The 13595-nt window shown below is 66.1% G+C and carries 13 protein-coding genes and 1 tRNA gene; 10 read left to right on the plus strand and 4 right to left on the minus strand.

Annotated features, from left to right (window positions below; translation table 11 throughout):
* Positions 1–45 precede the first annotated feature (45 nt).
* Positions 46–963 carry a collagen-binding domain-containing protein gene (locus tag D2T30_RS00160; protein WP_128207156.1) on the plus strand — a complete coding sequence of 306 codons (918 nt, stop codon included), beginning with the start codon at positions 46–48 and terminating at the stop codon, positions 961–963.
* Between the two features lie 258 nt (positions 964–1221).
* Positions 1222–2184, plus strand: coding sequence for an MYG1 family protein (locus D2T30_RS00165; RefSeq protein ID WP_128207157.1), 963 nt, complete (start codon positions 1222–1224; stop codon positions 2182–2184).
* 3 nt (positions 2185–2187) lie between these two features.
* Here D2T30_RS00165 and D2T30_RS00170 read toward each other — a convergent pair whose 3' ends face one another.
* Positions 2188–2580, minus strand: coding sequence for a MerR family transcriptional regulator (locus D2T30_RS00170; protein ID WP_128207158.1), 393 nt, complete (start codon positions 2578–2580; stop codon positions 2188–2190).
* Between the two features lie 96 nt (positions 2581–2676).
* Here D2T30_RS00170 and D2T30_RS00175 point away from each other — a divergent pair, with 96 nt between their 5' ends.
* On the plus strand, positions 2677–5133 hold the full coding sequence (locus D2T30_RS00175) for a heavy metal translocating P-type ATPase (protein ID WP_128207159.1): 2457 nt from the start codon (positions 2677–2679) through the stop codon (positions 5131–5133).
* 55 nt (positions 5134–5188) lie between these two features.
* Here D2T30_RS00175 and D2T30_RS00180 read toward each other — a convergent pair.
* Positions 5189–5275 (minus strand) — tRNA-Leu (locus tag D2T30_RS00180).
* Between the two features lie 122 nt (positions 5276–5397).
* Here D2T30_RS00180 and lipB point away from each other — a divergent pair.
* The 6 genes from lipB to D2T30_RS00210 all read left to right on the plus strand — a co-directional run bounded on the left by lipB (position 5398) and on the right by D2T30_RS00210 (position 11671).
* Positions 5398–6153, plus strand: coding sequence for a lipoyl(octanoyl) transferase LipB (lipB, locus tag D2T30_RS00185; RefSeq protein ID WP_277749543.1), 756 nt, complete (start codon positions 5398–5400; stop codon positions 6151–6153).
* Positions 6154–6172: 19 nt separating this feature from the next.
* Positions 6173–6577, plus strand: a complete 405-nt coding sequence (locus tag D2T30_RS00190) for a c-type cytochrome (protein ID WP_128207161.1) — start codon at positions 6173–6175, stop codon at positions 6575–6577.
* Between the two features lie 489 nt (positions 6578–7066).
* On the plus strand, positions 7067–8170 hold the full coding sequence (locus D2T30_RS00195) for an ABC transporter ATP-binding protein (protein ID WP_128182070.1): 1104 nt from the start codon (positions 7067–7069) through the stop codon (positions 8168–8170).
* A 71-nt stretch (positions 8171–8241) separates the two neighbouring features.
* The gene (locus tag D2T30_RS00200; protein WP_128207162.1) at positions 8242–9315 is read left to right on the plus strand and encodes an ABC transporter substrate-binding protein; all 1074 of its coding nucleotides are present in this window, start codon (positions 8242–8244) and stop codon (positions 9313–9315) included.
* A 111-nt stretch (positions 9316–9426) separates the two neighbouring features.
* Complete coding sequence (locus D2T30_RS00205; protein ID WP_128207163.1) at positions 9427–10701, plus strand: ABC transporter permease; 1275 nt, start codon at positions 9427–9429, stop codon at positions 10699–10701.
* A gap of 10 nt (positions 10702–10711) precedes the next feature.
* A complete protein-coding gene (locus tag D2T30_RS00210) occupies positions 10712–11671 on the plus strand; it encodes an ABC transporter permease (RefSeq protein WP_128182076.1) in 960 nt (319 codons plus the stop codon).
* Between the two features lie 142 nt (positions 11672–11813).
* On the opposite strand, the gene D2T30_RS00215 is transcribed toward D2T30_RS00210, so the two are convergent.
* Positions 11814–12596, minus strand: coding sequence for an alpha/beta fold hydrolase (locus D2T30_RS00215; protein WP_128207164.1), 783 nt, complete (start codon positions 12594–12596; stop codon positions 11814–11816).
* Positions 12597–12692: 96 nt separating this feature from the next.
* Between D2T30_RS00215 and D2T30_RS00220 the strand changes: the two genes are divergently transcribed.
* Positions 12693–13064: a hypothetical protein gene (locus D2T30_RS00220; protein WP_128207165.1), complete on the plus strand. Its 372-nt coding sequence runs from the start codon at positions 12693–12695 to the stop codon at positions 13062–13064.
* Here D2T30_RS00220 and mntR read toward each other — a convergent pair.
* Complete coding sequence (gene mntR / locus D2T30_RS00225; RefSeq protein ID WP_128207166.1) at positions 13061–13492, minus strand: manganese-binding transcriptional regulator MntR; 432 nt, start codon at positions 13490–13492, stop codon at positions 13061–13063. The two genes, D2T30_RS00220 and mntR, sit on opposite strands and share 4 nt — an antisense overlap.
* Positions 13493–13595 lie beyond the last annotated feature (103 nt).

Here is a 13595-nt window from a genome sequence, read left to right on the forward strand (position 1 = left end):
AGTCCTAACTGCCGTCGTTTGATGGTGAGTTAGGGAAATTTTATAATGAAATTCACTGTTTCTGGTATTTGTCTGGCCGGGTTCATGGCCGTCGGCCCGTTCGGGGCGGCGCAGGCCGCGTCGCTGAGCGCGGTGGAGCTTCTTCAGCAATACAACCTCGTCGTGAAGGGGGACCTGAATTCGATGCAGGAGGTCGAGGGGAACGTCTATGTCGGCGGAAACCTGACCGGCTCGGCCCTGCAGGCCGTCAAGAAAAAGGCACCGGTGCCGGATGCCGGGCTGGCGAATGTGGTGATCCTCGGCAACAACAACGAGGTCACGCTGAACATCAACGATCCGGATGTGACCGTGGTGATCGGCGGCACCAATACGGGCGTCGTCAACGAGGCGGGTACCGTGATCGTCGGCAGCACGCCGGCCGAACTGGTGCCGGACGCGAGCACGGTGTTCTCGACGCTGGACCAATGGTCCACGGATCTCTCGCATCTGGCGACGACCGGCACCTATACCGAGGGCGAGCAGGGCTATACCTTCGGCGCGGGCGTCTACAACATCTCGCTCGATGATTTCCGCAAGATGGCGTTCACATATGATCTCGCCGAGGGCGAAACGATCGTCTTCAATGTTTCGGGCACGGATCTGGCGATCCACAAGAACTGGCCGGGCGTGCCCTTTGAACTGGGCCGGCAGGTCGTGTGGAACTTCTACGAGGCCGAAAACATCTCGATCGACGCAAAGGTGATCGGCTCGGTTCTCGCGCCGAAAGCGACGCTGTCGGGGTTCTCTGGCTCGCTCGAAGGGTCGGTCTTCGCGCTGGCGGTCAACCTGACCAATGGCGAGATCCACCTGCAGCAACCGGACTTCGACATCGACACGCCGGTCGTTCCGGTGCCGGCCACCCTGCCGCTGCTGATCGGCGGTCTCGGCGCGCTGGCGGTGCTGCGCCGTCGCAAGGCGGCCTGACGATTTCCCGCCGGCCCGGAACGTTCCGGGCCGGGGGCATCCTGTTGGCCGGGCTTCCGGCCGGCAGGCATTTCGGGGGATCCGCTCCCCGGCCCCGTTTCCCCCGGACAGGCGCCGCCTCGCGTGCTTGTGGCCGGGGGGCGGGTCGTCTAGAACAGGCCGCAACGGTGACGGCGCAGAGCCGGCCCGGGGGCGGCGGCTTGGCCCCCGACTGCCTGACAGCTGTCCGGGACCGCATCAGGAAAGGCAATCCAGCGCATGAGCCCCGAAACCTCCGTCACCTTCCTTGTCACCCATTCGGGCGGTTTTCATGCCGATGAGCTGCTGTCGAGCGTGATCCTCTCGCGCCTCTTTCCGCAGGCCCGGATCGTGCGCAGCCGGGACGAGGACTGGACCACGCCCGCGCCGGATCGCATCATCTACGACGTGGGCCGCGACTATGATCCGGCCCGGCAGATCTACGATCACCATCAGCGCAACGCCCCGACCCGCAGCGACGGCCGGCCGCTCAGTTCCTTCGGGCTGATCTGGATGCATTACGGGCGCGATTATCTGCGGGCGTCGGGCGTGGCCGAAGCGAATCTGGACGGCATCCATGCCGCCTTCGACGCGGAGTTCGTGCTGCCGGTCGATCTGATGGACAATGGCGCGCTCAGCCCCGCGACGGCGGGGCCGCTGCTGTCCGGGCTGACACTGCCGGTGCTGCTGGAAACCCTGAAACCCGTCTTCGATGAACCCGACCCGGGGGCCGAGGACCGTGCCTTCGGCGCGGCGATGGCCGTCGCCCGCGCCTTTGTCGAGGCGAACATCGCCCGCAAGACCGCCAAGCTGCGGGCCGAGGCGATCGTGCTCGACGCGGTGGCGCGCGCCGGGGAAAGCCGGATCCTCGAATTGCCGATGGGGATGCCGTTCCGCTCCGCCATCGACAAGGCCGGGGCGGATCATCTGCTGTTCGTCGTCAATCCGCGCGACAAGGACTGGAGCCTGTCGGGCATCCGCCGCGCAAACGACGGGTTCGAGCTGCGCGCCGACCTGCCTGTGGCCTGGGCCGGGCTGACGGACGCGGCGCTTGAGGCCGCCTCGGGCGTGCCGGGCGCGCGGTTTTGCCACAACGGCCGGTTCATCGCCGTGGCCGCGACGCGGGAGGCGATCCTGCGCATGGCGGAGCTTGCGGTGGCGGAGGCAGAGGCCGTCGCCGCGGCGGAGGGGCGCGATCCCTGACGGTCAGGGGCGCTTGCCGCTCAACTCCTCGAGGATCGCGCAGTCGGGCTGATCGTCGCCGTGGCATTGCGCGATCAGCGCCCGGAGCTGCGCTTCCAGCGCGCGCAGACGGGCGATCCTGTCCTGCACCGCCGCAAGGTTCTTTTGCGCCAATGCCCGGACCTCGCGGCTGGCGCGGCCGGGATCGGCGTTCAGCGCGGCGAGCCTGCGGCATTCGTCCAACGAAAAGCCCATGTGTCGCGCCTGCGCGATCAGCATCAGCCGGTCCAGATCGGCCGCGGAATAGTCGCGATAGCCGTTTTCCGCCCGAGCGGGGGCGACAAGGCCGATATCCTCATAATAGCGCAGGGTTCTGGCCGGGATCCCGGTCCGCTGCGTGATGTCGCCGATATTCATCTGCGGCCCTCCTTCGTCGATCCGGCCGGAACGGCCTTGACCTTCCACCTGCTGGAAGCATTACCTGACCGGGCGAGGAAACCAAAGGCGGTTATCATGACGTCGCAACACCAGCACCATCATCCCGCAACCCCGGCCGAGGCGGTCACCCGCGATCCGGTCTGCGGCATGACTGTGGACCCGGCCGCGGGCAAGCCTTCGCACGCGTATAACGGGCAGACCTGGCATTTCTGCTGCATGAAGTGTCACGACAAATTCGTGGCCGATCCCGAAAGCTATGCCACGGCGCGCGATCCGGTCTGCGGCATGACCGTCAACCGGGGCACGGCGGCGCATATGCTGAAACACGACGGCGCGCGCCATTATTTCTGTTCGGACCATTGCCTGAAGAAGTTCGAGGCCGATCCGGCGGCCTATCTGGGCGAGGCCGCAAAACCGCAACCCGTCCCCGAGGGCACGATCTACACCTGCCCGATGCACCCGGAAATCCGGCAGGACCATCCGGGCGACTGCCCGATTTGCGGCATGGCGCTGGAACCGCTGCACCCGACCGCCGACAGTGGCCCGAACCCGGAACTGGTCGATTTCCGCCGCCGGTTGTGGCTGATGGCGCCGCTTGCCGCCGCGGTCGCGGTGCTGGAGATGGGCGACCACGTGGGCATCCCCTTCGCCGACTGGATCGGGCATCGCGCCTTCCTCTGGCTGCAATTCGCGCTCTCGACGCCGGTTCTGCTGCTGGCGAAGCCGTTCTTCGTGCGGGGCTGGAAGTCGGTGGTCAACCGCTCGCCCAATATGTGGACGCTGATTTCGCTGGGCACGCTGGCGGCGTGGCTGTTCTCGCTTGTCGGGCTGCTGGCGCCCGGCGTCTTCCCGCCCGCGATGCGCGATCATCATGGCCTGCCGCCGGTGTATTTCGAGGCTGCGGCGATGATCCTCGTCCTCGTGCTGGTCGGCCAGATCATGGAGCTGATGGCGCGCGAGCGCACCGGGGACGCGATCCGGGCGTTGCTCAACCTCGCGCCCCGGACGGCGCGGCGCATCACCGCGACGGGGGAGGAGGACGTGCCCCTCGATCAGGTCGGCACCGGCGACCGGCTGCGGGTGCGGCCGGGTGAATCCGTGCCTGTCGACGGGGTGGTGGCCGAGGGTGGGTCCTCCATCGACGAAAGCATGCTGACGGGGGAATCGCTGCCGGTCGCCAAGGCGGTGGGTGACGAGGTCACCGGCGGTACGCTGAACGGGCAGGGCAGCTTTGTGATGGAGGCCCGCGCCGTCGGCGCCGACAGCACCCTTGCGCGGATCGTCGCGATGGTCGGGCAGGCGCAACGGTCGCGCGCGCCCATTCAGGGGCTGGCCGACCGGGTGGCGATGGTCTTCGTGCCCGCCGTGGTGGCGGTGGCGGTTCTGGCCTTCGTCGGCTGGATGATCTTTGGCCCGTCACCGGCGCTTGGCTATGCGGTGGCGGCGGCGGTATCGGTGCTGATCATCGCCTGCCCCTGCGCGCTGGGCCTGGCGACGCCGATGTCGGTCATGGTGGGCACCGGGCGCGGGGCGCGCGCGGGCGTCCTGATCCGCGACGCCGAGGCGCTGGAGCGTTTCGCCAAGGTCGATACGCTGATCGTCGACAAGACCGGCACGCTGACCGAGGGCAAGCCCGCCCTGACCGATGTGATCGCGCAAGGGGTCACGCAGGACCGGCTGCTGACGCTGGCCGCCGCGCTGGAACGCGGCTCCGAACACCCGCTGGCCGAGGCGATCGTGACCGGCGCGGGCGACGTGCCGAAGCTGGTGCCCGAGGCGTTCGAGGCGGTGACCGGCAAGGGCGTCCGCGCGCGGGTCGAGGGCGCGCGGGTCGCGCTTGGCAATGCGGCGCTGATGGCGGAGGAGGGGGCCGACATCTCGGCCCTGACCGAAACCGCCGAGCGGCTGCAATCCGAGGGCAAGACGGCGATGTTCCTGTCCGTCGACGGGCAGGCGGCGGGGATCGTCGCGGTGGCCGACCGGATCAAGGAAACCACTCCGCAGGCGATCCGCGACCTTCAGGCCGAGGGGCTGCGCATCGTCATGGCGACGGGCGACAGCCCGCGCACCGCGCAGGCGGTGGCGCGGCAGCTTGGGCTTGCCGATGTGCGGGCCGGCGTCTCGCCCGAGGGCAAGGTGGCGATCCTGAACGAGCTGAAGGCAAAGGGCGCCTCGGTCGCGATGGCGGGGGACGGGGTGAACGACGCCCCGGCGCTGGCCTCGGCCGATGTGGGGATCGCGATGGGCACGGGGGCGGATGTGGCGCTGGAAAGCGCCGGGCTGACGCTGGTGAAGGGCGACCTGACCGGCATCCTGCGCGCCCGCCGTCTGGCCGAGGCGGTGATGCGCAACATCCGCGAAAACCTGTTCTTCGCCTTCGTCTACAACGCGGCGGGGGTGCCGATCGCGGCGGGGGTGCTGTATCCGGTCTTCGGGATCCTGCTGTCGCCGGTGATCGCCGCGCTGGCGATGAGCCTCAGCTCCGTCTCGGTGATCGCCAATGCGCTGCGCCTGCGGAATGTGCGGCTGTGAAAAGGGGCCCCTCGGGGCCCCGTCCTGCCGGTTTTCATCAATGTCAGGAAGGGGATGGTGCGGTCGAGAAGACTCGAACTTCCACGGGAGTTACCCCACAGCGACCTCAACGCTGCGCGTCTACCAATTCCGCCACGACCGCATATCTTGGCTTGGTGAAGCGCATTTAGCCGAGCCTTCCGCGAATGAAAAGCGGATTTTTCGCCTTGCGACGATTTTCCCGGTCTTTCCCCGCGCGCAGCCTTTTGCCGCGGGGATCCGGGCTTGAGGGGCGGGGCCGCATGGCCTAGTGATCAACCGTCTGACCGTGCGCAGCAGGAGACAGCCATGCCCGAGTGGATCCGTTCCGACCGTCCCGTTCCCTATCCGGAGGCGCTGGCCTTCATGGAGCGGCGCGTGGCCGAGATCGCGACGGGGCGCGCGGAAGAGGCGATCTGGCTGCTGGAACATCCGCCGCTGTATACCGCGGGCACCTCGGCCCGGGCCGAGGATCTGATCACCCCGGACCGCTTCCCGGTCTATCAGGCCGGGCGGGGCGGGCAATACACCTATCACGGGCCGGGGCAGCGGATCGTCTATGTGATGCTCGACCTCAACCGGCGGGGCAAGGACGTGCGCTGCTTCGTGCGGCATCTGGAAAGCTGGGTGATCCGCACGCTGGCCGAGTTCAACCTGCGCGGCGAGATCCGCGATGGCCGCGTCGGCGTCTGGGTCGCCCGGCCGGACAAGCCCCGCGGGCCGGACGGCACTGTGGCCGAGGACAAGATCGCCGCGATCGGGGTCAAGCTGCGCCGCTGGGTAAGCTTTCACGGGATCTCGATCAACGTCGAGCCGGATCTGGAACATTTCTCCGGCATCGTGCCCTGCGGCATCCACGATCACGGGGTCACCAGCCTTGTCGATCTGGGCCTGCCGGTCGGCATGGGCGATCTGGACGCGGCGCTGGAGCGTGCCTTCGCCGAGGTCTTCGGCGAGGTTACGCCGGGCCTTGCCGGATGCGACCTTCTGCACGCCGGCTGAGAACTCTGAGGATGATGCGATGAAGAACAGCCTTCCTGCCATTCTTGCTGCGCTTGCCTTTGTCGCCGCGCCCGCCCTTGCGGCGGATCCCGAGGCGGGGGAGAAGCTTTTCGTCCGCTGCAAGGCCTGCCATTCCATCACCGCCGCCGACGGCACGGCGATCGTCAGGGGCGGCAAGGTCGGCCCGGATCTGTTCGGGGTGGTCGGGCGGCCGGCCGCCTCGGTCGAGGGATATGCCTACGGAGCGGGGATCCTTGAGGCGAAAGAGGCGGGGCTGGTCTGGGACGAGGCCCTGCTGGCCGAATACCTGCGCGATCCGACGAAATTCATCGACACCCATGGCGGGTCGGGTGCGTCGAAGATGGTGTTCAAGCTGCCGAAAGGCGGCGAGGATATCGCGGCCTATCTGGCCGGGCTGAAATAGCGGCACGCGCCCGCGATCCGGCCGGAAATTCCTCACGACCATATGCGGCAATGCCGCGAACGGCGTCCTGTTCCGCAGAGATCCTGCGGAATACGCGGATTCGGCATATTTGCCTAAATTTTACGCACATTACCCATCTCATGCCCGCTTGCTGCGCGATGAAGGCATACCTTCGCGCGGGATCGGCAAATGACGCAAGAAATGCCTCCGGAACCCTGCGCCGACACGAGAATACCGCGATAATGTGCATGGTCACGAAAAGATCGCCGCCCGATCGTGCCGAATTCGCCAATCGATAAGGCAGGTCAGAAATGCCGGAGCTGTCGCTCATGGGCATTTTTGTGTCGCTTTTCATCGGTCCCGTTTCTGTCTCCCGGGCGGTCCGGTCCTGCGCGGCGGGGCGGGCAATTGTCCGGTTGAAATCGGTGAAATCGGTCGCTTAACTTGCCTCACGGGAAAACGAACCAGAAAATTACGGGGAGCCCGAATTTGGCCACAGCTGCGACCGACGAAGGTTTCGTCGTATTTGATCACGTGCAGAAGAGCTACGACGGCGAAAACCTCGTCGTCAAAGACCTGAATCTCAACATCGGCAAGGGGGAATTCCTGACGATGCTCGGCCCGTCGGGCTCGGGCAAGACGACCTGTCTGATGATGCTCGCGGGATTTGAGACCGCCACGCGCGGCGAGATCCGGTTGAGCGGCGTCGACATCAACCACGTGCCGCCGCACAAGCGCGGCATCGGCATGGTGTTCCAGAATTACGCGCTGTTCCCCCATATGACCGTGGCGGAAAACCTGTCCTTCCCGCTTGAAGTGCGCGGCATGGGCAAGTCCGAACGCGACGCCAAGGTGACCCGCGCGCTCGACATGGTGCAGATGGGCAAGTTCGCCAACCGCCGGCCGGCGCAGATGTCGGGTGGTCAGCAGCAGCGGATCGCGCTGGCGCGGGCTCTGGTCTTCGATCCGGAGCTGGTGCTGATGGACGAACCGCTCGGCGCGCTCGACAAGCAGCTGCGCGAGCATATGCAGTTCGAGATCAAGGGCCTGCACGACCGGCTCGGCATCACCGTGGTCTACGTGACCCACGACCAGGGCGAGGCGCTGACCATGTCGGACCGCGTCGCCGTGTTCAACGACGGGCGGATCCAGCAGCTTGCCCCGCCGGATGAGCTGTATGAACGCCCGAAGAACAGCTTCGTCGCGCAGTTCATCGGCGAGAACAACAAGCTGCCCGGCAAGGTCGAGACCCTCGACGGCGACAAATGCACCGTGCGGCTCCAGACCGGCGAGTTGATTTCCGCCACGCCGGTCAACCTGCGCCATGTCGGGCAGGAGACGCTGGTCTCGATCCGGCCGGAACGGGTGGAATTCAAGCCCGAGATGATGCCCGCCGACGCCTATCAGATCGAGGCCGAGGTGATCGAGGTGATCTACATGGGCGACATCTTCCGCACCCGGATGAAGGTCGCGGGCACCGACGATTTCGTGATGAAATGCCGCAATACGCTTGGCCAGACCCGGCTCAAGGCCGGCCAGAAGCTCAAGATCGGCTGGCATCCGCAGGATGCCCGCGCACTCGACCCCGCATGAGGGACCGCCCTGCGCGCCGGATACAGGCGCGGGGGCGTCAAACAGACTAACAGCACAGGGAGCTGAAATTCATGAAGAAACTTTTCCTCACCACGGCACTGACCTGCAGCACCGCCTTTGCCGCACAGGCAGAGGTGGTGGTCATGAGCTGGGGCGGATCCTACGGCGCCGCGCAGACCGAGGCGCATGTGAAGCCGTTCATGGCCGAAAGCGGGATCAAGACCACGATGATCGATTCCGACAACCCGGCGGTTCCGATCAAGGCGCAGGTCGAGGCGGGCAACGTCACCGTCGATGTCGTCTCGCTCGAATATGCCGATGCGATCCGGCTGTGCGACGAAGGTCTGCTCGAACCGATCGACCCGTCCTCGCTGCCCGCCGGGTCCGACGGCACGCCGGCGATCGACGACTTCCTGCCCGGCGCGATCACCGAATGCGGTGTCTCGACCGACATCTGGTCGAACATCTACGCCTATGACAGCACCAAATTCCCGGATGCGAAGCCCACGACCATCGCCGATTTCTTCGACACCGAGAAGTTCCCCGGCAAGCGCGGCCTGAAGAAGGGCGCCAAGGCGGTTCTGGAAGTCGCGCTGATGGGTGACGGCGTCCCGGCGAGCGAGGTCTACGAGACGCTGAACACCCCGGAAGGCATCGACCGCGCGTTCAAGAAGCTCGACTCGATCAAGAAGGACATCATCTGGTGGGAAGCGGGCGCGCAGGCGCCGCAGCTGCTGGCCGACGGCGAAGTCGTGATGACCACCGCCTACAACGGCCGGATCTTCAACGCCGCGATCGACGAGAACAAGCCCTTCGTCATCGTCTGGGACGGCCAGATCTACGAAAACGAGATGTATTCGATCCCGAAGGGCGCGCCGCATATGGAAGACGCGATGAAGTTCATCGAATACGCGACCTCGACCGAAGGGCTGCGCGCCTCGGCCGAACAGATCTCCTACGGTCCGGCGCGGAAATCGGCGAACCTTGGCGGCGACATCATCTACAAGGACGGCAAGACGGTCATGGGGCCGAACCTGCCGACCTATCCCGCCAACCTGGAAAACGCGCTCGAATCCTCGTTCGAGTTCTGGGTCGACCACGATTCCGAGCTGAACGAACGCTTCAACGCCTGGCTGGCAAGCTGATCCGGCCCGCAAGAAACCCGGTCGGCGGAAGGATCCCGCCGGCCGGGGCGTCGTTTCCGGCCACGCCCGGCAATGATCCGCTGCCGCGCAGCCTTTCAGATGAGGGATCGCATGACTGACGCTTCCGCTCCACTGACCATGAACGCCCCCGCTTCGCTGATCACGGATGACGGCAAGCCGCTCAAGGCCGCGCTTGCAAGCTCGCTTGCCGTGCGGCGGCGCCGGGCGCTGCTTCTGGTCGCCCCGCTTTTCCTGTTCATCTTCGTGACCTTCATCGTGCCGATCGGGCAGATGCTGTTCCAGTCGGTGCACAACGATTCCTTCCGCGCCAACGCGCCGGCGCTGGTCGAATGGTTCGGCCAGAACCCGCAGGGATCCGAACTGGACGAAACCGCCTATGCGGCGCTGGCCTCGGATCTGCGCACCATGCAGCAGAACCGTTCGGCCGGGGTCGCGGGGACGCGGATCAACTATGACGTTCCCGGCACGCGGTCGCTGTTCACCTCGGCGGTGCGGAATGCCGGGCAGCTCGAACCGCCCTACAAGGAGGCGCTGATCGCGCAGGACCGGAAATGGGCCGATCCGAATGTCTGGCGCGCGATGCGCTCGGCCTCGGCCGCCTTCACCGGGGACTTCTTCCTGAACGCCGTCGACCTGACGCGGGATGAGAACGGCAAGATCGTTTCCGTTCCCGAGGGGCAGGCTGTCTACAAGGGGCTGTTCTGGCGCACCATCGTCATGTCGCTGGAAATCACCGCGCTGTGCCTGATCCTCGGTTTTCCGATCGCCTTCCTGCTGTCCTCGGTCAAGATGAAGCATGCGATGCTGCTGATGATTCTCGTGCTGCTGCCGTTCTGGACCTCGCTTCTGGTGCGCACGACCTCGTGGATGGTGCTGCTGCAACAGCAGGGTGTGGTGAACGACATCCTCGTCTGGCTTGGCCTGATACGCAACGACCAGCGGCTGGAGATGATGTATAACGCCACGGGCACGATCATCGCGATGACGCATATCCTGCTGCCCTTCACCATCCTGCCGCTCTATTCGGTGATGAAGACGATCCCGCCCAGCTATGTCCGCGCGGCCCGGTCGCTTGGCGCGACCTCCTGGACGGCGTTCCGCCGGGTCTACCTGCCGCAGACGCTGCCGGGGGTCGGGGCGGGCGGGCTTCTGGTCTTCATCCTGGCGATGGGCTACTACATCACCCCCGCCCTTGTCGGTGGCGCCGACGGGCAGATGATTTCCAACATGATCGCCTTCCACATGCAGAGGTCGCTCAACTGGTCGCTGGCCGCCGCACTTTCGGCGATCCTTCTGGCGATCGTGCTGATCTTCTTCTGGATCTACGACCGCCTCGTCGGCATCGACAAGATGAAGCTGGGCTGAGGAGACACACATGGCACTTCCCGTCTACGCAAGCCCGCTCGAACGTGCCTGGCGCGGCACCTATCTGGCGATCTGCGTGATGATCTTCGTCTTCCTCATGGCGCCGATCCTCATCATCATCCCGCTCAGCTTCAACGCCCAGCCCTATTTCACCTTTTCCAAGGACATGCTGGAGCTGAAGCCCGAAGCCTACAGCCTGCGCTGGTATGACAGCCTGATCACCTTCGGCATGGCAAACCCGGACGCGCCGCGCAACTGGGCCTTCTGGGGGGATTTCTGGCGCAATGCCTCCTGGATGCAGGCGGCCAAGAACTCGGTCATCATCGGCGTCTTCGCGACCCTCGTGTCGACGGTGCTGGGCACGATCGCGGCGCTTGGCCTGACCCGGCCCGAGATGCCCTACCGCAAGCAGATCACCGCGGTGCTGATCTCGCCGATGATCGTGCCGATCATCATTTCGGCGACGGGGATGTTCTTCTTCTATTCGGCGGTGCGGGTCCCGGTGCCCAGCTTTTCGGGCGGTTTCCACATCGAATGGATGCGGCTTGCGGGCTCCTATCTGGGGATCATCCTTGCCCATGCGGCGCTTGGCATTCCCTTCGTCATCATCACCGTCACGGCGACGCTTTCGGGGTTTGACCAGTCGCTGGTGCGCGCGGCGGCAAGCCTCGGGGCCAATCCGCGCACGGCCTTCTTCAAGGTGGTGATGCCGCTGATCCTGCCGGGCGTGGTGTCGGGCGCGCTCTTCGCCTTCGTCACCTCGTTCGATGAGGTCGTGGCCGTGCTGTTCATCGCAAACCACGATCAGCAGACGATCCCGCGGCAGATGTGGAACGGCATCCGCGAACAGATCAGCCCGGCCATTCTGGCGGTGGCGACGATTCTGGTCATCATCTCGGTGCTGCTGCTGACAACGGTGGAGCTGTTGCGCCGCCGCTCGGAACGGCTGCGGGGCGTCACGCCGCAATAAAATACCGCTTCTGCCTTTCGTGTTTCCATAAATATCCCGGGGGTGAGCCCGGAACGGGCGAGGGGGCTGGCCCCCTTGCGACCTCTCAGCCCGCATTTCCATCCCCAAAACGCAAAAGGCCCGCATCGCGCGGGCCTTTTTATCAGCGCGACAGGAAGGCTTCGATCGCCGCCTCGGTCTCTCGCGGCTTTTCGGCGTGAAGCCAGTGGCCCGCGCCGGCGATGCCCTCGTATTCCGCTTGGGGAAACAGCGCCTCGATCGCCGGGCGATAGTCGCGGCGGAGGTAGCGCGACGTCCCCCCATACAGAAACAGCGCCGGCCCGGTGAACGGTCGCGCGCCGGCGGGCAGGGGATCGGGCCAGCCGACGATCCGGCCCATGTTCGCCTGCAGCGCATCAAGGTTCAGCTTCCAGTGCACCGGCCCGTCGCGCAGTTCCAGCGATTGCAGCAGGAAGGCGCGGGTGGCCGGGTCGGGCACGCCGGGGGCAAGGCGGCGGTCGGCCTCGCCGCGGGTGGTGAGATCGTCGATCTTCAGCGCCTTCATCGCCGCGATCAGCACCTCGTTCGTCCCGGTATGCGGGTAGGTGACGGGCGCGATATCGGCGACGATCAGGCGATGCACCAGTTCGGGCCGGGTCAGCGCCAGCATCATCACCGCCTTGCCGCCCATCGAATGGCCGAGCACGTCGAGCGGCCGTCCCTCGGCCTCGATCACCTCCGCCAGATCACTCGCCATCGCCGGATAGCTGTGATCGTCCGACCGGAAACTGTCGCCATGGTTGCGCTGATCGACAGCGATCACCAGCCGCTCGGTCGACAGGTGCTTGGCGACGACCCCCCAGTTGCGGGCGGAGCCGAACAGGCCGGGGACGATCAGCAGGGGCGGGCGGGCGGTATCGGAACCGTGGCGGATGGTGTGCAGCATGGCGCGACGCTAGCGCCGCCGCCGCCGGCTTTCCAGAGGAAGATTGCCTGTCCTGGGCCGTAAGGCTAGGGTCCGCCCGAACGGATGGGGGCGAAGATGCAGTCGACAGGCATTCAGCAGATGACCGCGCAGGTCTTTCGGCTGATGGGCGAGCGGTTGGGCGCGCATGGCGCGACGCTGGCGGACCGGCTGGAACATCGCGGCGGGGCCCTGCCGGCAAAGGTCCGCCGCGCGGCCGAGGTGCTGGCGCAGGCGGAGCAGATGGCGGCCTCGCCCAAGCTCGCGCGGCAGCTGAACGCCGACGAGATCGCCCGGGCGCACCGGACCTGCGTGAAATACCTGAAACGGCTGGGATCGGGCGAGCGCGCGCGGAGCCTTGCGCTGAATGTCGCGGCGACGCTGGTTCTGGGTCTGGTGATCCTTGCGGCGGGGATCATCACGGTGCTGCGGCTGCGCGGCTTCGTCTAGGCGCGGCGCAGGAAGGCCTCGAAGGCGCGCAGGGTCACGTCCGAGACATGGTGTTCCAGCCCCTCGGCATCGATCTCGGCGGTGTCCTGCGGCACGCCGACGGCGACCAGCAGATCGACCACCACCCGGTGCCGCGCCCGCACCCGCGCGGCCAGCGCCGCGCCCGCTTCCGTCAGGAACACGCCGCGATAGGGCCGCGACATCGCCAGCCCCTCGCGCTTGAGCCGCCCGACCGCCTTGATCGCCGTCGGATGGGTCACGCCCATCCGCGCCGCGATGTCGGTGATCCGCGCCTCGCCCAGTTCGGCGATCAGGTCGTCGATCATCTCGGCATAATCTTCCAGCACCGCGACCGATTGCGCCGCCCGCGCCTGATTGAAGCGTTCCGCGCCCTCATGCGGGGCGGGCTGAGTCGTGTCGTCGGTCACGGGGCCTCCTGCAGGCCGGGTCGTCCGGCCCCGGTCTTGTGTCGTGACGCTTTACAGCCTTGGCATTACTTTGAAAATGATAGGTCGCCTTGTCCGATAGTGT

The sequence above is a fragment of the Paenirhodobacter populi genome (genome assembly GCF_004022215.1).
GTDB classification, from domain to species: domain Bacteria; phylum Pseudomonadota; class Alphaproteobacteria; order Rhodobacterales; family Rhodobacteraceae; genus Rhodobacter; species Rhodobacter populi.

Bases quoted from the DNA above. Each gene is read 5' to 3' on its own strand.
- D2T30_RS00160 (WP_128207156.1), top strand. From the start codon at position 46: ATGAAATTCACTGTTTCTGGTATTTGTCTGGCCGGGTTCATGGCCGTC.
- D2T30_RS00165 (WP_128207157.1), top strand. From the start codon at position 1,222: ATGAGCCCCGAAACCTCCGTCACCTTCCTTGTCACCCATTCGGGCGGT.
- D2T30_RS00170 (WP_128207158.1), bottom strand. From the start codon at position 2,580: ATGAATATCGGCGACATCACGCAGCGGACCGGGATCCCGGCCAGAACC.
- D2T30_RS00175 (WP_128207159.1), top strand. From the start codon at position 2,677: ATGACGTCGCAACACCAGCACCATCATCCCGCAACCCCGGCCGAGGCG.
- D2T30_RS00190 (WP_128207161.1), top strand. From the start codon at position 6,173: ATGAAGAACAGCCTTCCTGCCATTCTTGCTGCGCTTGCCTTTGTCGCC.
- D2T30_RS00200 (WP_128207162.1), top strand. From the start codon at position 8,242: ATGAAGAAACTTTTCCTCACCACGGCACTGACCTGCAGCACCGCCTTT.
- D2T30_RS00205 (WP_128207163.1), top strand. From the start codon at position 9,427: ATGACTGACGCTTCCGCTCCACTGACCATGAACGCCCCCGCTTCGCTG.
- D2T30_RS00210 (WP_128182076.1), top strand. From the start codon at position 10,712: ATGGCACTTCCCGTCTACGCAAGCCCGCTCGAACGTGCCTGGCGCGGC.
- D2T30_RS00215 (WP_128207164.1), bottom strand. From the start codon at position 12,596: ATGCTGCACACCATCCGCCACGGTTCCGATACCGCCCGCCCGCCCCTG.
- D2T30_RS00220 (WP_128207165.1), top strand. From the start codon at position 12,693: ATGCAGTCGACAGGCATTCAGCAGATGACCGCGCAGGTCTTTCGGCTG.